This window comes from Maribacter sp. PR1 (genome assembly GCF_028464145.1).
GTDB lineage: Bacteria > Bacteroidota > Bacteroidia > Flavobacteriales > Flavobacteriaceae > Maribacter.
Genome location: NZ_JAQPCG010000009.1, coordinates 168,904 through 186,848 on the forward strand (window position 1 = coordinate 168,904; position 17,945 = coordinate 186,848).

Genomic DNA, 17,945 nt, shown 5'->3' on the forward strand with positions numbered 1-17,945 from the left:
CGGTAATACATCAGTGACAAGTGAAATTCAACATATGCTTGTGAAATAAATAAGCTTGATAATGTTAACGTGGAAAACCTGAGTCAATTTTAAAATGTTGAGAAAGGTTTGACTTCAAAAAAACCTTAGATTTAAACAGAACAACCTTAGAGTTGGTCAATATTCCGGATAGACGTCTACCTACCTTTGTCTTATAATTTACAAAACAAGCATTATGACTAAAATTGCAATAATTACAGGAGGCAGTAGAGGTATTGGAAGAGATACTGCACTACAATTAGCTCGAAAAGGATTGGACATTATCATCACCTATAAATCCAGCGAGGAAGAAGCATCAGAAGTTGTTTCTGTAATTAGTGAAATAGGCTCAAAAGCACGAGCTTTTCAATTAGACCTAGGTAAACCTATCGGTACATTTGATGTATTTATTAGTAACGTTTCTGAATATTTAAAAAAGACTTATGGAGAAGCTAAATTCGATTATCTTATCAATAATGGAGGTATCGGAGGACATACTTCAGTAGCTGAAGCAAGCGAAGAAGAATTTGATTTAATGGTTAACGTACACTTTAAAGGTGTTTATTTCTTGACCCAAAAGCTTTTACCTTTCATTAATAATAAAGGAGGAATCGTAAATATCTCCAGTGGTTTAACCCGTAGGACTTTCCCTAATACAAGTACTTATGCCACGGTAAAAGGAGCTGTAGAAGTGTTTACCAGAGTATTGGCGGCTGAACTGAATGAAAAGAAAATCCGTGTAAACACAGTTGCGCCAGGGGCCATTCAAACCGATTTCAATGGAGGGGTTACACGAGATGACCCAAAAATGAATCAGGCAGTTTCAAGTATTACAGCCTTAGGACGTCCTGGATTACCGGAAGACGTTGGAGGTGTAATTGCATTTTTATGTACGGATAATGCCTATTGGATTAACGGACAACGTTTAGAAGTTTCCGGTGGAATGGCATTGTAACTGTAAACTATTGTAAACAAGTGATAAGTTATGGGCGATCAAACTATAAAAACAATTAGTCAATATCATAAAATGAGAGGGCTTTCAAAGCCCAAACATCCGTTAGTGAGCTTGATTGACTATAGCGAAATTGCCCATGAATCTACGGTAACAGAAATAAATACAGTTCCGGAATTTTATGCTATAGGGTTTAAGAAAAATATTCCTGGAAAATTCAGGTATGGTCAATCTAATTTCGACTTTGATGAGGGAGTTATGTCGTTCTTTTCCCCAAATCAGGTCATATATTACGAAACTCTTAGAGAAAAGCACGAATTACAATCATCGGGATGGCTATTATTTATCCATCCCGATTTTCTTTGGAACACGAATTTGGCAACGGAGATTCGGAATTATGATTTTTTCGGATATGCCATTAATGAAGGGTTATTTTTATCGGTTGACGAAGAAGAAATTATGTCACAGGTTTTTGAAAATATAGCTAAGGAATATCGTTCCAAAATTGATGAAATGAGCAAAAGTATCATTCTGGCACAAGTAGAATTACTGTTGAAATATGCCAAACGCTTTTACAAAAGGCAATTTATTACCAGGGATAAAACAAATAATAGTATTCTGACAAAAACAGAAAAATTACTATCAGACTATTTCAGTAAAGGACTCTCTTTGAAAAATGGGTTACCCAGTGTAGAATATATCGCAAATGAGTTACATCTTTCTCCCAATTATTTAAGCAACTTGCTAAAACAAACTACTGGAAAGAGTACCCAAGTGCACATTCACGAAAAGCTTATCGAAAAAGCCAAAGAAAAACTTTCTGGTTCTTTCTTAACGGTAAATGAAATTGCATATGAGTTGGGATTTGAAAGACCTGAATCCTTTAGCAGACTTTTCAAAGATAAAACAAGTATCTCTCCTCGAGAATTTAGAAAGAAGTTTCAAAATTAAATTATTTTCTTACAAAGATTGGCTACTATAGTATAAAAGCCCATTTTGTGGTAAAAAAATAATCTATGAATATGGAAAATTTAAAACAATATTTTATTGACGAAATTGGTTTGACTGAAAAGCATTTCAATCGGTTGAAATCTTTGGTGGTACAGAAGAAGTTAATCAAAAATGAAAACTTAATAACACCGGGAAAGATTTGCGATTTTATCGCTTTTGTGAAAACCGGAATTTTAAGATATTATATAGATGATGATGGGTCTGAAATCAATATTGATTTTCACGTTGAGGGAAGTTTTGCCAGTGCATATTCCAGTTTTTTGACACAAAAACCGGCAATTGGATATTTGCAAGCCTTGGAAAATTCAGAATTATATATAATTCCCAAAAGCACATATGAAAAGCTTTTAGAGGAATCATCGGATTGGTATAAACTCGCAAAAGGTATCAGTGATGATTATTTCTTGAGAAAATGCAAAAGACAAACTTCCCTATTAATGCATCCTGCTAAAGACCGATTTGATTTATTAAAGGAAACCTATCCAAAAATCGAACAGCTAGTTTCCCAATATCACATTGCATCCTACTTGGGAATAAAACCCGAATCGTTGAGCCGGATTAAATCCTTAACGTACATCAAGAAATAAAAGTTTAAACATATATACTTTCGAGTCCTAAAAATTAGAATTATGGGACTTAAAGAATTTATTATTCTGGTAGCGATTATATCATCAGTGACAAGTTATGGCCAATCAAGAATGCCTGATAAGAAATATGTAGAAATCAATAGTCAAAAAATATGCTATTATGATCAAGGAAAGGGAGAAGTTATCGTATTGCTACATGGATGGCCTCAGACTTCCTATACGTGGAGGAAGGTAATTCCAATCCTTTCAAAGAAATATCGGATTATCGCAATTGACTTACCCGGAACAGGCTTTAGTGCCCCCACCTCAAAATATGATACAAAAAGTATTGCAACTATTATAGATAAAGTCGGATTGAGCCTCGACATATATTCGTTTCATCTGGTAGGTCATGATGTTGGAGCATGGGTTGCAGCAACTTATGGACTACTCTACGAAAACAAATTGAAGACATTGACCCTCATTGAGGCCGGTATTCCGGGATTAGTCGATTCTTCCTTATTTGTTCCTAAAAATGCTGATAAAATTTGGCAATTTTATTTTAATCAAATTAATGACCTTCCAGAAGAATTGATTTCAGGAAATGAGAAAACATACTTATCATGGTTCTTTGATAAGAAATCATTTGTGAAATCTGCCATATCAAAAAAAGATTTGAATATTTATTACAAGGCTAATAAGGGTAAAGAAAAATTAAAAAATGGCTTTAATTATTATAGAGCTTTTAATACAAGTAGTGCTGAGAACATAGCATTTAAAAAAAATATTTCTATCCCCGTTTTGGCTATTGGCGGAGATCACGCTGTAGGTTATGGAGTTGGAAAGTCGGTTGAAGAAATTTCAAGTAATTTGAATTCTATATCTATATCTGATTGTGGTCATTATATTCCCGAAGAAAAACCGGAAGAGCTTTGTGAGCTGATTTTAAATTTGATAAATACTAAATAGCCAGTAAGATTTTCCCTATATTTTAAATACTATACTTCAGAAACTTCATTTCATTCTAATTTGCATAGTGTCAGAAAGAACTGTTATAGGGCAATCAACTATCTAACTCCGTCAAAATGAAAACAATTTAATGTAGTGCGCATATTCAAACCGGAATTATCCCAGTTCTATTTTTTCCTGCCAATCAAAATTTCCTATTCTTTTTGAGATTAGCCAGCAGTTATTCTCTCGCACGTATGTATCTTGGTAAACAGCCCCAATGTTAGTCCTTATTTTTTTGCCGTTCTCCGTACCGATTAAAGTAATCATACAATATGAAGTTCCTGAAGCACCGTCGCCGTCGATAGTAACTATCTGTTGACCATTTAAGTGGTAGACTGTGTCAATTTTTTTAAGAAACTCGCTAAACGCTTTGGACATTTCATTTCTACCCTTCAGTTTCAAAATTGTTGTTCCCTCAGCAAAAGTTTCTGATATTCCATCCTCAGTAAATAATTGTACTTGGTTATGAAAATCTTTTTTATCCGCCAAGATAGAAACGTCATCGATAAGTTTTCTTAGAGCGATTCTATCCTCTAATTCTTTATAGTTCATTATATTTTGTTTTATATAAAAAGGCTAATAGCGATAATCGCAATGTATAATAGCCTATTAAATTGTTAAATAAAGGCTGTCCCAAAATGGAAACAGCCTTGTAATAAAATAATTAAACAACAGCAAGTACAATCTTACCCTGAGAGTGACCTCGTGCTGCTCTTTCATGTGCCTTTTGAGCATCCTCAAAGTTAAATTCACTGTCAATGGCCACACGTATTGTTCCATCATTAAGCAAGCTAGCAATTTCCGCAAGCTGGGCTCCATTGGAGCGTACTTGTGTTGAGGAGACTGTGACGCCAAGTTTCTCTGCTTCTTCGCTACCAGAGAATCCCAATGGAAAAATTGGAAACAAAGCACCACCAGGTTTAAGAGTACGCAAGAAACGACCTGTTTTCGGACCACCAACCGAATCTATAACAAGGTCGACATCATGAACTACCTTATGTGCATCAGTCTTGGTATAATCAATAAATTCGTCAGCACCAAGATCACGCAAAAATGCTTCCTGCTTTCCGGAAGCTACGGCTATTACTTTTGCTCCTTTCCATTTTGCCAATTGCACCGCAAAGTGCCCAACACCACCTGCTGCTCCATTTACTAGGACGGTTTTGCCTTCAAGTGGCACTGGTTCATGCATGTTGGGCTGAAGTGGATTCTGCTCGTTATGCCCTAATTCTATCATAAACTGCCATGCGGTAAGAAGCGACATTGGAGCTGCTGCTGCATGTGCATGATCAATTCCTGCTGGTTTAATAGCGAGTTCTGAAGCAGAAACGTTTACGTACTCGGCATAAGCCTTACTGTCTCCGGCAAGACCACTGGGAAAGCGAACCATAGCATACACTTCATCTCCGATAGAGAAGTTTTTAACATCGTCAGCAACTGCTTCTATAACGCCCGAAATATCTGTTCCCAAAAGTATTGGAAACTGCACTTTTGGTTGCCATTCCGGAGGCAACATTTTATATCCCTCACGCAGGTACCAGTCGGGGGGATTAAGACCAATTGCATGTGTCCGAACGAGAACTTCACCTTGTTTCAATTGGGGAATTGGGGCGTCTTCATAACGCAGTACTTCAGGCCTACCAAACTCGTGTTGCTGAATGACTTTCATTATTGGTGTGTTTTCAAAATTATCTGTTTTATTTTCAATTTGTTTCATTTTTATTGTTTTTCATGAGCCAAAACTAGATTATATATATCTTTGCGACAAGTATGTACTTTTTTGTATCCTACTTACTAAAAAGTATGTATAACTGATTACCAATACTTTGCAATTCAATAAAAATGAAAAAAACACAAAAAGAATGTCCAGATACTCCTACCTGCTCTGTTGATTATGCATTTAAACGAATAGGAGGAAAGTATAAGGGTAGGATTTTATGGTATTTGCATGAACATATGATCTTACGATACGGAGAATTAGGCAGGAAAGTGCCAGACATAACCACCAAAATGTTGACCCAAACGCTACGGGAATTGGAAAAGGACAATTTAGTTGACAGAAAAGTATATCACGAGGTACCTCCCAAGGTGGAATATTCTTTAACAGAAGTTGGTAAGGAGTTGATTCCGTTCATCAGCTATCTTAAAGAATGGGGTGATAAGCAAATTGAAAAAACCAATCCTTAAAATATCCTAAACGCGGTTATGAGAACAGCGTAAAAAAGAGTATTTAGAAAAAAGCAAAATAGCGTTACTTATTCTTTATAATGTAATCCAACTTCAGCTAAGCGCATTTCCATTCGCTGTTTTTCTTCATCGGTATTCATTTTTTTGAAACCAAACTTTGGAGCTATTCGGGATAACAGTTTTCCTAACTTCGATATTCCGACTACAATTTCATCTTGACCACCAATTAATCCTTTAAAAACCTTTTGAGCGAAAAGTTCAGAAGTCATCATGGACATATTTTTACCTTTGTTCATTTGAGTATCAACGGCAGGAGGAACAACCTCTACTACACGGATCGACTTTTTTTGAAGATTAAATCTTAAACCTTGTGTAATAGCTCTTAGACCAATTTTACTGGCACTATATGAAGATGATTGTGCAGATGGAATAAAGACATAGCCACTAGTAACATTAACAATGGTAGCATCAACATTTTTATCTAAGACAGGCATTAATTCCTTAATCAATGCCATTGGTGCTACTAAATTTATTGCTAGTTCAGATTCCAAAGTAGTTATATATTGGGAATTCATAATATCCGTAATGCTATAAATGCCAGCATTGTTAATGAGAACATTTAGTTTAGGAAAATGATCAACAATTTCTGTTTTTAAAGTTCTTCTTCCTTCTTCAGATGAAATATCGGCTACAATTGTATGCAGTAAGGGAAATTTTTCTTGAGCTTTATCAAGCGTGGTTCGGGTTCTGCCACAAATGATTACCTCGTTCCCTTTGTTTAAAAATCTAAATCATTTAAAAATTCAATCGAATTTGTTATTGCGCTTGACCAAACCATTTGGTCAAAACGTAACATCTCTCTATCAAGAAATCCGTATTCTTCTGGAGGTTTAAAAAAATTTTCAGCAAAGTCTTTGGTTATAGGATGTAACAACATTTCTACTCCTAAAACTGACCCGTCCTGAATAAAGGCTACTGTTTTTTATACGAATTATTTCAAAATAAAAACCTCTTCAATTCTCATATTGAATACCTTCGAGATATCATACGCCAATTTAAGGGAGGGATTATATTTTCCCTTTTCCAAAAAAACAATAATTTCCCTACGTACACCGACTTTCTGTGCAAGATCAATCTGAGTTAGATTCTCTCTTGCACGCAGTTCCTTAATCCTAGTTGTCATCATCTATACCTACTTTTGAAAGGTACAGGCGAATAAAAATAAAAATGAGGGTCATACCCATCATTCCAATAGCTATTACCAGTTTGGCTTTATTTACTGAATCGACAGAAAATATATCGAGTGCAAACATACCGATCAGCCACATATAAATCGAAATACTGAAAGCCATGGAAGCAGCCTTTTGAGTAATCTTTTTTGAGAGTTCATCTTCAGCGTTTAGTCCCGATTTAGCATCCTTAAGCGCTTGAATACCAGAATATATTACAAATCCGACTATGATCAGCATGACTCCAATGGTTCCGTAGGCCAATTCATTAAGTGGCCTGGTTGTCTTGAATATCCAAAAGCCCATTAAACCCAAAATAAAGGCTGACACAGTAAACTTTACTATGGCCAATTTTTTTGCTTTCATAATTATGTTATTTATTTCTAACATACTTTACAAGCTATTTTTTTGCAAAATTCGTGCATTACTTGATTTAGTGGATGGGAAGGATTATAAGAACCACTAAAAATGGAAAATACAAAGAGTTACCAGAAATAACATTAAAACCCCATTCCGGCCTCCAATGCTTGTTCGTATTTCGATTGGTCAAAACGATATAGATTGGGAGATTTGTTTGCCGATCCGGTTCTTTTTTCGGCAAGTTTGACCAGAAAATCCTGCTTGGTTATTTGTTTATAAAAGTTTCGCCTGTCAAACGTCTTATCTAAAACAGACTCGTACAATTTTTGAATTTCGGCCAAGGTAAATTTATCGGGCAAAAGATTGCCTATTGGTTGATATTTTACTTCCCTTCTCAATGTTCTTATGGCCAGGTCTATCATTTCATTATGATCGAACAATAATAATGGAATTTCGTTCAATTCCATCCAACGACATTCTTCCGTATATTCATCCGGGATGGCCTTAACTTTGTTAATATCCAATAGGGCATAATATCCAACGGACAACACTCTATGCTTTATCGGAATCTTGGACAAATCCTCCCCTATGGATTTCTCAATTAGTTTTGTCGTTTCCAATTCATCGTAGTGCTCACATCGGTTGATTTCTCCAAATACATTAAATTGTTGTAGAAAAACTTCTTTAAGACCTACTCTCTCCTGCAGTATTCTTTGGGCGGCGGCATTCAATGCTTCCATTTTCTTGATTCTTCCACCGGGCAAGCTCCAATAATCAATATTCTTCCATTTAGATAAAAGTACCTTAACGGTTGAGCCATCAAAGCCGAAAATCACGCAATCAACGGAAACTTCTTTCAAGCAATTTTCCAAATACGTTACAATCATAAATTCAAAATTATTTATGCGTAATTCATACGCATTAAAAAAAACAGTATGTTTGCGTACAATATACACACAAAGCTATGTATTCTATTACATATTAAATCATGCTCAATGAAAAAATCATTATTATCCTTACTGATATGCTTTTCTTCTGCACTAATGTACGGTCAAATCCAACCCGAGGAAAATCGATTTAAAAAAGTGGTTCTGGTCGAAAACCTGAACGAGCCCATGGAAATGGCGGTTCTTCCCAATGAGGATGTCCTTTTTATCGAAAGACATGGTTCCGTTACACTTTATGAGAACCTTACCCAGAAGACCACCGAAATCGCAAATATTGAGGTAAGCACAAAATATGCGGACCCCGAAAATGGTACTCAATCGGAAGCCGAGGATGGGCTTTTAGGACTTTCAATAGACCCTGATTTTGAAGAAAATGGATGGGTGTACCTATACTATTCCCCTGCCGGAAATGACCCCAAAAATATTCTGGCCCGCTATAAACTCACTGATAAACGACTGGATTTAAAGAACGAACAAGTACTTCTGGAGATACCCACCCAGCGTACCAATTGTTGTCATACCGGTGGCTCAATAGATTGGGACGCCAATAAAAACCTCTATCTTTCTACAGGTGACAATACCAGTCCCAGGGAATCTGATGGCTATTCCCCTATTGATGAACGCATGGGACGTTCTGCCTTTGACGCACAAAGAACTGCTGCCAATACGAATGACCTAAGAGGTAAAATTCTTCGAATCCATCCAGAAGCCGATGGTAGTTATACCATCCCTGAAGGAAATCTTTTCCAAAAAGGAACACCAAAAACAAGACAGGAAATATACACTATGGGACACCGAAACCCTTTTCGTATTTCGGTCGACAAAAAAAATGGGTTTTTGTATTGGGGTGATGTAGGTCCGGATGCCGGTAAGGATTCTATCAGTAGGGGGCCGGCGGCAGAAGATGAGTTCGGGCAGGCTCGAAAAGCAGGCAATTTTGGCTGGCCCTATTTTGTTGGAAACAACAAACCCTTTTGGGATTTTGATTTTGAAACTAACATCTCCGGAGAAAAGTTTGACCCCGAGAAACCCACAAACGATTCTCCCAATAATACCGGTATGACAGAACTTCCTCCTGCTGAAAAGGCCTTTATCTGGTATCCAACTACGCAATCCAAGCGATTTCCGGCCCTTGGGACCGGAGGTAAGAGCGCCATGGCCGGGCCTGTATATTATAAGGATGAATTTCCAAATGCCAAACGACCTTTTCCTGACTATTATAACAACAGACTTTTTATTTATGAATGGATGCGCGATTGGATCATTACGGTCAAAATGAACTCAAAAGGTGACTATGCCCGTATGGAAAGGTTCTTGCCAAACCTGAAACTGGACCACCCTATTGATATGACCTTTGGGCCCAATGGGGATTTATATATTCTAGAATACGGACAAGGTTGGTTTATGGGAAATCCCGAATCCAAATTGGTAAGGATAGAATATAACGGTGGTAACAGAAAACCAATAGTAGTAGCATCCGCCGACAAATTAGTTGGTGCTATCCCCTTGCAAGTGCAATTTTCTTCAAATGGAACCTTGGATTATGATAAGGACAGCCTAAATTATGAATGGGTAATAAGGGACAGGTTGAATAATTATATCGCTAAACTATCCGAACCAAACCCTTCCTTTACTTTTGATACAATAGGAAACTATAAAGCTACCCTGACGGTAACCGACACGGAAGGTAACCAAGAGACCGAAGAACTATCTATTGCTGCTGGAAACGACCCACCTGTAGTCAATTTGAATCTAACGGAAGGGAATAAAACTTTTTTCTTTCCGGGTAAATCCATCAAATACAGGGTAGATGTCAGTGATCAGGAGGACGGCAGTCTCGAAAAGAAGATCATTGAACCAAATAGGGTTAAAATTAGTGCCCATTACCAAGATGCTCTCGACAACACTCCCCCATCACAGGGTCATCAAAAAGCTCCCATTACCTATACGGCAGGTAAAAGCCTTATGGAGAAAAGTGACTGCAGGGCTTGTCATTTTGTAGATAAAAAATCGATAGGGCCAGCGTTTACTTCTATTGCAAAAAAATATAGTACTGATTCGAAAGCAATGGATTATTTGTCGAACAAAATTATTAAGGGGGGTTCCGGAGTATGGGGCGATGTTGCCATGAACGCACATCCTACCATAGGATTGCCCGAAGCGGAGCAGATCGTCCAATATATATTGAGTTTGGAAAAGCCTAAGAACATTCCCGCTACCATGCCTACGGAAGGCACGCTTACCATCAAATTGCCCGAGGGAGTGGACGCCCAAAAAGGGGTATACAGGCTTTGGGCCAGTTATACCGACAAAGGTTCCAATGGTATGCCGCCATTGACAGACTCTAAATCTATCATTTTGAACAACCCGACCCTGATCTTGGGAGACGCGGATGAGGCATCCAAGGAAAACATGAATTTTAAAATGGGTGAGATGAATTTGCTCATCGTAACCAATCCAAATACGTTTGCCATGTATAAAAACATTGATTTAAGCCATATCCAATCCATGGCTATGATCGTAGTGGCCCCTATAAAGCAACTTAATTCCAATGGGGGGACGATAGAAGTACATATCAATGCGGAGGACGGACCTTTAATTGGGAAAACGGAATTCATTGAACCTTCCGATGATGACGTATTTTCAACGACTAAACCTCCTGCTCCCATTATGGTGCCAATATCTCCCACGACAGGTATACATGACGTTTATTTTGTCTTTAGGAACGAAAAGACCGATGGAGCTCTGTTCGTACCTATTTCGGTCACATTTATACCAGAATAAACACCCTTAACTTTTAAAGCATAAAGAATATGAAAACAACACGTCGCACATTTTTAGGTCAGCTAGGAGCTACCACAGCCGGTCTTGGATTAAGCACTTTAATACCGCAGTCATTATTCCCAATGGGGATGGACAACAAGTTCAGTTTTGAAATCTCTTTAGGCGAATTTTCGTTCGCTTCGGAGCTTTATTCAGGTAAAATGACCAACATGGATTTTCCTGCAAGGGCAAAAGAAGTACATGATATTACCGTATTGGAGTACGTTTCCGGTTTTTTCAACGGTAAGCATACCGATGCAGGGTATATGAAAGAGTTAAAGCAACGTTGTGGTGATTTGGGCATGGTGAACCATCTTATTATGGTAGACGGTGCAAATATTACCTCCATTAACGATAAGGAACGAAATGCCGCTGTAGAAGGCCATTTTGAATGGGTTGAGGCTGCCAAGTATTTGGGCTGCACCTCCATAAGGGTAAATTTAGGGGATGCCATGGGCGCATTGACCGGAAAGGTTGAGCCCGGAACTCCAGAAGAAATAGCCAATGCGGCCGTAGACGGATATGGAAAACTTTTGGACTTTGCAGCTAAAGCGGATCTGAATGTTATTGTTGAAAATCATTTTGGTAATTCTACCAATGCAGATTGGTTAGTAGGAATTATGGAACAACTTAATCAAAAGAATAAGGGCTTCTTGCCTGATTTTGGAAATTTTTGCGCGGAGCGAACTGTTGCGAAAAGCATGGATTTTAAGGACTTGATCGGCACTAAATGTCTAAAGGAATATGATAAATATGAAGGTGTTGCCAAAATGATGCCGTACACCAAAGGGATCTCTGCCAAGACACATAGGTTCGATGATAATGGATACGATCTTGAAACTGATTTTATTAAAATGTTCAATATCATAAAGGATTCCGGATGGACCGGTGGATATGTCGGTATCGAATATGAAGGCGGCCTAATGCGGGATATGGGCGGGGACATGAACTTTTTATCTAACGACGATGGTGTAAGGGCTACAAAATTGCTCTTGGAAGAAGTGTTGGAAAAATTGGGGAATGAATAAAATGCTAAACTGTGGAATTGCAGCAAAAGACTGTATTTTAAGTTGAGGAATTAATCGCCTCAATAAATGTCACCGGGGGAAACTCCAAACAAAGGGAAAACCTTGCAAAATCAATAATTTGCAAGGTTTCGTTGTTTTTGGACCCTCATTTTTAATTGATATGTAACTCATCTAGTTTTTTGCTTCTTTTACCACTTGAAAGCCCCTGCCATCAATTCAATTTCCTGATTTTTAATACCTATCTGCTGCGCCATACTTTTCCAATCCTTAACTACAGCTAGGACTTGGTTAAGAATAGTCCGCATCTCTTTTTCGCTTAAGCGAAAATATATCCCTACACTTTTAGCTAAGTCAAAGCTTAATGCGTTATCATCCATATCTATATTTAGAGATAACCCATCTTTTTCTATGGACGGGTTTAAATCATAAGCAGGCGACAATGTCCAACCCTTTTTGGTTAATATAAAACCGTGATTCCGTAGGTGGTCATCCGTATTTGAAATAGCGATATTAAACACAATTCTACGCCAGAGTTGGTGCAAATTAGCTTCCACGTCAACCCCATAGTTTTCGATAAACTCAACAATTTCTAAATAACTAGATGTCGTATCTCTAATAATATCTTCCGTGTTTCCGGTCATTGTCATCGCTGAGGCAAAGTGGATGCGATTGCCATTATCCCTATCAAATCGCTTGGTAAGGAATGTATGGTATTGACCGCTTATCTTTTCTATTTTAGAATTTGCCATTTCTATACCGGAAGCAACGGCCAATTTATAGGCTAGATATTCCCAAGCTGCTTTATCCACTACATCCGTTTTTGAAGGAAATTTGGCTATCCACAAATTCTTCTGTGCATCAAGTATGTTTGCCTTTGGTCTTGCTCCACCCAGAGAGGAACCAGGTGCTATCAATACTGCTATCCATTTTCTAATAGCATCACTTTGTTCATCATTTTCTAACTGATTTACTGCTTCCTGAAGCTCACCGAGTGATGACCAAGGTGGTGTTGGGCTTTGTGCATCGTTATCTAAAAATGGTCCATCCAAATCCGTTTTAAATCGTAACGCACCCATTCTGCTTTCGTCAAAAACCCCAAGCAGATAATCTATTTCATAAAGTGTAGTCGCTTTTTCCTCCTTTGCTCTGGCATCTTGAGCAGCTCTTCGCTTCATTAATGTTTTACCCCAAGTATCGGGCATGCTATCTAGGAAAATCCCAAAATTCACTTTGTTTTTAGGATATTGTGGGCCAGAATAAAAATCTATGTCTGGGTCTAGCAATCGTTGTGCATCGGTCTTTAACCAATCTTTATCATACTCAAAGTTGAACGCCTTTTTCCCTTTTGCGAAATGAGCAGAGAGCGTACCTATAAGAGTCGGTTCTTCTAAACCAATCCAGTCTGCAAAAACGTGTATGTCAAATTTTCCTCTAGCCATTTTTCTTATAATAAATCAAGGTCCTGTAGTTTCCTTCCGAATTCATCATCCACAGCTAGTGTCTTGAAATCGTCTTCCAAATTCAAAACCCTGAAAACATTAAAATAGGAACCTATGGCAACCGCTGGGTCGCCCTTTTCAATTCTGTACAACGTTGTACGATTAATTCCGGCACGCTCAGAAACTTGCTCGGTTGTGAGCTTTCTTCGCTTTCGCGCAAGCTTTATATTCTCTCCCAACTGTTCAAAAATCTTGAGATACTTTGGTAAAAGAACTGCTTTCTTAGGATTCATTTTGTTTCATATTTACCACAAATATACTATTTTTGTTGATAGTATGCAACATTTTATTACTTTTGAAGTATGTATAGTATTTTTAATCAAGACCACGGATTGGCCATTAAAATGGGTGTACCCTATGTATTTCGTTTCCGCCCACCCAACAAGAATACTTTGGACGAACTCAAAGAAAATTATATTTGGTTTTCAGATAGGGATTCCTTGAATGACGAATTAGACTCTAATCCAGAATTTGTAAAACTTTCAAAACACCCCTTAGAACTCAAATTACTTTACAATACAGTTGCAGAAAGTATGCTTGACCCGAGAACTAAGGAATATTTCGATAGGAATATGACACCAGAAAAGCTCCAGGAATTTGCCACCACCAAAATAAAACCTTTCGTGTCCAGCTTTGGAATTGCCTGTTTTACAATGTACCCAATGAATAAAAAGCTTTGGGAAATCTATTCTGAAAATAACAAGGGTGTATGCCTACATTTCGATAGTAGCGATGACCCAACTTTTTTCCATAATATCCTTCCCATACATTATGTATCTGAAATCAAGGAGCGGGAATACAGCCCAATTTCACAATCCGATCATATCATTGATTTGTTCTACAAGAAAACCGAGGATTGGTCTTACGAAAAAGAGCTTCGGCTTTTGAAGGACAGAACCGGAAGAATTAACTTCAAACCTTCCTCTTTATTGAATGTACTTATTGGATATGACGCCGAAGCAGATTTTATAAATCAGGTTGTTACTACAGTCAAAGAGCATTACAAAAACGTAAAAGTTTTTCAAGTGACCGGACCAGTATCGATAGGGAAGTTATCCTATAAACCGCTATACATTCCGAAATGAGGATTTAAAGCATTTGACCACCTATTACACCACCTTTTAGAACACCCATTGCACTACCTGTCTTTACTCAAATATCGACTTCACTTCCTCATGGACCCGCTCAAAATTATCCTCTAAATCAGACACTGAAAATTGCTTCGACCTTTCTGGAATTTCACGATGAATCTTCTGCAGTAAGAACTGCTCTTTTTCATCCATTCCATCTGCATAGTTTATAAACTGGACCTGTTTCGACCGAAAGAAGACTTCCGCCCTAATTTTTGGGATTTCCTTCTCCACTCGTAATACGTGTGTCTTGTCCTGAAATAAGGTACTTATTATGTTTTTGTTAACCGCTTGAACAAAATAGTCAATACCTGAGTTCAATTATAAAAGGTTTGCAAAACATTCATGAACTACATTAAACTGAAGGTAAATTATGCCTATGGAAGGTACAGAACCATTCACCGAACGCTACACCTTTTATATGGCTTTAAATGCTATTGGATGAATGCATAAAAGTACTGTCAATAATCCAGTTAACAATGCTTCAACACCAACCATTTAGTGGTGCTCCGGGGTGGCAGAACTAACTTACTCTAACACGATACTTTAATAACCGGATACTTAGATTATTTCAATAAGACAGGGTAACCGAATAGTTAACCTTTACCTTCATATTATTCGTAAAAAATAGATATAGTAATATCCTATTTTAAAGAACAATACATAGCATCTTAAACAAATAGAAGCTTGGGTATTATTTTCAACTCCTTAATAGGTTGAACTATAAAAAAGTATCACTTAAATGAGAAATAGCTATCTGTTTTTTCCCCAACCTTCCAATATCTGTAAAGCGGGTCCTAAGGGTTCAGTATCGTCATGCAATCGGTAATGTACTTGTGGTGGGAAACCCTTAATTTCTATTCGCTCAATTATATGATGCTCCTGCATCTGTTGTAATTGTTCGAGTAGCACTTTTTTAGATACTCGCGGCATTTTACGCCATAATTCAATAAATCGTATTTCTTTTTCTTGGAATAGATGATATAAAATAAGTGGCTTCCATTTGCCAGAAAGTAGATCTAAACTTCGCTTTAGCCCACAACTTTCAAACTCTTTATAGTTCATGATCAAATTTATAAGTGGGTTACCTAAAAGTAAACTTCTTTAAGAGTTTAAAAGGTGTCACTAATTTAGTAAATATAAATTATTCATTGAAAAAACGAATTTATTATGGAGGTTCAATTATGGCGTAATGCTACTGTATTATTACATTTAAAAGATAAAAAAATCCTAATAGACCCGATGTTGGGAGAAAAATCCTCATTCGGAGTTTTTCCCTGGACTCAGGACAACCGTTTAAATCCATTAACAGATTTACCATTTGGACCCAAAGAATTAGATGACTACTTAACAAACCTAGATGCTATTGTGGTAACCCATCTTCACCCAGATCATTGGGATGCGACCGCCATTGAGATTTTGGATAAGAACCTACCGATTATATGCCCTGTTCCTATTGCAGAAACCATAGTAAATTATGGCTTTAAAAATGTAACTGGAATTGAAAACAACACAACATTCAAAGAAATTTCTATATCAATAACACAGGGCTTGCATGGAATCGGGGAGATAGGAAAAAAAATGGGAACTGTAAATGGCTTTGTTTTTTCAACAAAGGAAGAAAGCATTTATTTTGCAGGAGATACAATATGGTGCGAGGAAGTAAAAACCGCAATAAACTTGCATAATCCACAATATGTCGTAGTGGCAGGTGGAGCGGCCACATTTGAAATCGGTAAACCCGTGACTATGACTTCGGATGATATTCTGGCATTATGCGAGAGTTTTTCTGAAATCAGTGTAATAATAACACACCTTGAGGCTGTTAGCCCTTGTACAGAAACCCATAAATATATCTCTGGGAGAATTTTAGCGAATGGGTTTTCCAATAGGTGTTATATTCCAAAGAATGGAGAAAACCTTACTTTTAATTAATAGGCTTGTCCAATATAAAATCTAAAATAGCTTGCGCGTGAATCTTAGTGGTGTCAAAAACTGGGGTTGAATCAAAGTCTTTCTCATTAATTAAAAGTGGAATTTCGGTACACCCAAGCACAATGCTTTGCGCTCCTAGTTGTATAAGGTTATTAGAAATTTTAATGAACTCCCTTTTTGAATTTTCTTTGATGATACCCTTTCCCAATTCCTCTTTTACAATATATTGTATACGTTCAATATCCGTAGATTTTTCAGGGGTTAAGACCTCTATTTTAAATTCGTTAAGTTTTCTTTGGTAAAAATCCATCTCCATGGTAAACTTTGTCCCTAGTAAACCTATTTTATTTATTTTCCTCGAATTAATCTCCTGTGCAGTTGCGGTTATAATATTTATAATAGGAATGTTAATTATTTCTCGAATCTCATCGGTAAATAAATGTGCGGTATTAGCGCATAATGCAATGCCGTCAACATTACTTTTTTTCAATTCCTTACAAGCATGTAAGAGTAAATCAAACGAACTAACCCACCCTTTGTTCTGAATATCGGCAAAGTTCAGAGAATAAAGAATAATTTCAGCAGATTGAAACCCGCCCAATGCTTGATTGACTCCTTCATTAATATACCGATAATAATCTAGAGTAGATGTCCAACTAATTCCACCTACCAGTCCTATTTTCTTAATTAGACTAGGGTTTTTCTTCAATTGTTTGCAAGTTTTTCTTCATTACAAAAAAATGAAAGATTTCCCTACCAATTTGAAAATTATGTTCCCCAATTTCTATAAACCCACTTTTGTCATAAAAATTTATAGCTCTAGTGTTTTCTTTGAGTACCGAAAGCCAGATGTCTTTAAATCCCAATTGTTTGCTTTCTTCAAGCAAATGATGCTGTAACCCCCCCCCTATCCTCATAGATAAAAAGTCTTTGAGAATATATATTTTTTGAAGTTGACATACAGGTCCGTTTAAAATAAACTCTGATTTTGAATTTAGTTTAAGTTTGGCATAGCCAGCAGGGATTCCATTTACTATCGTTACCCAATATCTATTAGTAGGTTTCGCAATGCTATTTTCTATTTTATCAATAGAAAACGTAGCTTCAAGATAATCAAGTAAATCCTGCTCATACCTAAAATAATGGGCAAAGGTTTCAGAAAAGGTTGTTCTACCTAAAAGAGCTATGGATTTAGCATCTTTTTTATTTGCCTGCCGGATTTCGATGTTGTTCATTTTAATCTAATGCT

At 37.1% G+C, this 17,945-nt stretch carries 20 protein-coding genes and 1 pseudogene; 9 read left to right on the forward strand and 12 right to left on the reverse strand.

Features of this window, described 5'->3' with window-relative positions; genetic code table 11:
* Positions 1-214: 214 nt before the first annotated feature.
* The 4 genes from PP182_RS18145 (at position 215) to PP182_RS18160 (ending at position 3,516) form a co-directional block, all read left to right on the forward strand.
* A complete protein-coding gene (locus PP182_RS18145; protein WP_272652687.1) occupies positions 215-973 on the forward strand; it encodes an SDR family NAD(P)-dependent oxidoreductase in 759 nt (252 codons plus the stop codon).
* 72 nt (positions 974-1,045) lie between these two features.
* On the forward strand, positions 1,046-1,921 hold the full coding sequence (locus PP182_RS18150; protein ID WP_272652688.1) for a helix-turn-helix domain-containing protein: 876 nt from the start codon (positions 1,046-1,048) through the stop codon (positions 1,919-1,921).
* A 71-nt stretch (positions 1,922-1,992) separates the two neighbouring features.
* A complete protein-coding gene (locus PP182_RS18155) occupies positions 1,993-2,568 on the forward strand; it encodes a Crp/Fnr family transcriptional regulator (protein ID WP_272652689.1) in 576 nt (191 codons plus the stop codon).
* A 42-nt stretch (positions 2,569-2,610) separates the two neighbouring features.
* Positions 2,611-3,516, forward strand: a complete 906-nt coding sequence (locus PP182_RS18160) for an alpha/beta fold hydrolase (RefSeq protein ID WP_272652690.1) — start codon at positions 2,611-2,613, stop codon at positions 3,514-3,516.
* A 156-nt stretch (positions 3,517-3,672) separates the two neighbouring features.
* Here PP182_RS18160 and PP182_RS18165 read toward each other — a convergent pair whose 3' ends face one another.
* Both PP182_RS18165 and PP182_RS18170 read right to left on the reverse strand, forming a co-directional pair.
* The gene (locus PP182_RS18165; RefSeq protein WP_272652691.1) at positions 3,673-4,110 is read right to left on the reverse strand and encodes a nuclear transport factor 2 family protein; all 438 of its coding nucleotides are present in this window, start codon (positions 4,108-4,110) and stop codon (positions 3,673-3,675) included.
* Positions 4,111-4,222: 112 nt separating this feature from the next.
* Complete coding sequence (locus PP182_RS18170; RefSeq protein WP_272652692.1) at positions 4,223-5,275, reverse strand: NADP-dependent oxidoreductase; 1,053 nt, start codon at positions 5,273-5,275, stop codon at positions 4,223-4,225.
* A gap of 125 nt (positions 5,276-5,400) precedes the next feature.
* Between PP182_RS18170 and PP182_RS18175 the strand changes: the two genes are divergently transcribed.
* On the forward strand, positions 5,401-5,745 hold the full coding sequence (locus tag PP182_RS18175) for a winged helix-turn-helix transcriptional regulator (RefSeq protein WP_272652693.1): 345 nt from the start codon (positions 5,401-5,403) through the stop codon (positions 5,743-5,745).
* Positions 5,746-5,813: 68 nt separating this feature from the next.
* On the opposite strand, the pseudogene PP182_RS18180 reads toward PP182_RS18175, so the two are convergent.
* The 4 genes and pseudogenes from PP182_RS18180 to PP182_RS18195 form a co-directional block, all read right to left on the reverse strand.
* A pseudogene (locus tag PP182_RS18180) lies at positions 5,814-6,521 on the reverse strand (SDR family NAD(P)-dependent oxidoreductase); the annotation flags it as partial.
* Positions 6,522-6,736: 215 nt separating this feature from the next.
* On the reverse strand, positions 6,737-6,931 hold the full coding sequence (locus tag PP182_RS18185; RefSeq protein WP_272652694.1) for a helix-turn-helix transcriptional regulator: 195 nt from the start codon (positions 6,929-6,931) through the stop codon (positions 6,737-6,739).
* Positions 6,918-7,340 carry a hypothetical protein gene (locus tag PP182_RS18190; RefSeq protein ID WP_272652695.1) on the reverse strand — a complete coding sequence of 141 codons (423 nt, stop codon included), beginning with the start codon at positions 7,338-7,340 and terminating at the stop codon, positions 6,918-6,920. The genes PP182_RS18185 and PP182_RS18190 overlap by 14 nt, the downstream gene beginning before the upstream one ends.
* A gap of 134 nt (positions 7,341-7,474) precedes the next feature.
* On the reverse strand, positions 7,475-8,221 hold the full coding sequence (locus PP182_RS18195) for an NUDIX hydrolase (protein ID WP_272652696.1): 747 nt from the start codon (positions 8,219-8,221) through the stop codon (positions 7,475-7,477).
* A gap of 108 nt (positions 8,222-8,329) precedes the next feature.
* Between PP182_RS18195 and PP182_RS18200 the strand changes: the two genes are divergently transcribed.
* Both PP182_RS18200 and PP182_RS18205 read left to right on the forward strand, forming a co-directional pair.
* On the forward strand, positions 8,330-11,065 hold the full coding sequence (locus tag PP182_RS18200; RefSeq protein ID WP_272652697.1) for a PQQ-dependent sugar dehydrogenase: 2,736 nt from the start codon (positions 8,330-8,332) through the stop codon (positions 11,063-11,065).
* 29 nt (positions 11,066-11,094) lie between these two features.
* Positions 11,095-12,132 carry a sugar phosphate isomerase/epimerase family protein gene (locus tag PP182_RS18205; protein WP_272652698.1) on the forward strand — a complete coding sequence of 346 codons (1,038 nt, stop codon included), beginning with the start codon at positions 11,095-11,097 and terminating at the stop codon, positions 12,130-12,132.
* Between the two features lie 188 nt (positions 12,133-12,320).
* Here PP182_RS18205 and PP182_RS18210 read toward each other — a convergent pair whose 3' ends face one another.
* Both PP182_RS18210 and PP182_RS18215 read right to left on the reverse strand, forming a co-directional pair.
* Positions 12,321-13,571, reverse strand: coding sequence for a type II toxin-antitoxin system HipA family toxin (locus PP182_RS18210; protein ID WP_272652699.1), 1,251 nt, complete (start codon positions 13,569-13,571; stop codon positions 12,321-12,323).
* Between the two features lie 5 nt (positions 13,572-13,576).
* Positions 13,577-13,864 carry a helix-turn-helix transcriptional regulator gene (locus PP182_RS18215; protein ID WP_272652700.1) on the reverse strand — a complete coding sequence of 96 codons (288 nt, stop codon included), beginning with the start codon at positions 13,862-13,864 and terminating at the stop codon, positions 13,577-13,579.
* Positions 13,865-13,933: 69 nt separating this feature from the next.
* Here PP182_RS18215 and PP182_RS18220 point away from each other — a divergent pair, with 69 nt between their 5' ends.
* Entirely contained in the window at positions 13,934-14,716 is a 783-nt protein-coding gene (locus PP182_RS18220) for a DUF2971 domain-containing protein (protein ID WP_272652701.1), read from the forward strand.
* A 63-nt stretch (positions 14,717-14,779) separates the two neighbouring features.
* Here the strand turns inward: PP182_RS18220 and PP182_RS18225 are convergent, their stop codons facing one another.
* Together PP182_RS18225 and PP182_RS18230 are read right to left on the reverse strand one after the other, a co-directional pair.
* Positions 14,780-15,082, reverse strand: a complete 303-nt coding sequence (locus tag PP182_RS18225) for a hypothetical protein (RefSeq protein ID WP_330098008.1) — start codon at positions 15,080-15,082, stop codon at positions 14,780-14,782.
* 432 nt (positions 15,083-15,514) lie between these two features.
* On the reverse strand, positions 15,515-15,826 hold the full coding sequence (locus PP182_RS18230) for a winged helix-turn-helix transcriptional regulator (RefSeq protein WP_272652702.1): 312 nt from the start codon (positions 15,824-15,826) through the stop codon (positions 15,515-15,517).
* Between the two features lie 105 nt (positions 15,827-15,931).
* Between PP182_RS18230 and PP182_RS18235 the strand changes: the two genes are divergently transcribed.
* Complete coding sequence (locus PP182_RS18235) at positions 15,932-16,696, forward strand: MBL fold metallo-hydrolase (protein ID WP_272652703.1); 765 nt, start codon at positions 15,932-15,934, stop codon at positions 16,694-16,696.
* Here PP182_RS18235 and PP182_RS18240 read toward each other — a convergent pair.
* Both PP182_RS18240 and PP182_RS18245 read right to left on the reverse strand, forming a co-directional pair.
* On the reverse strand, positions 16,689-17,405 hold the full coding sequence (locus tag PP182_RS18240; RefSeq protein WP_272652704.1) for an aspartate/glutamate racemase family protein: 717 nt from the start codon (positions 17,403-17,405) through the stop codon (positions 16,689-16,691). The genes PP182_RS18235 and PP182_RS18240 overlap by 8 nt on opposite strands.
* Positions 17,389-17,931 (reverse strand): GNAT family N-acetyltransferase, encoded by a 543-nt coding sequence (locus PP182_RS18245; protein ID WP_272652705.1) that lies wholly within the window; start codon positions 17,929-17,931, stop codon positions 17,389-17,391. Before PP182_RS18245 ends, PP182_RS18240 begins: the two co-directional genes overlap by 17 nt.
* Between the last annotated feature and the right edge of the window lie 14 nt (positions 17,932-17,945).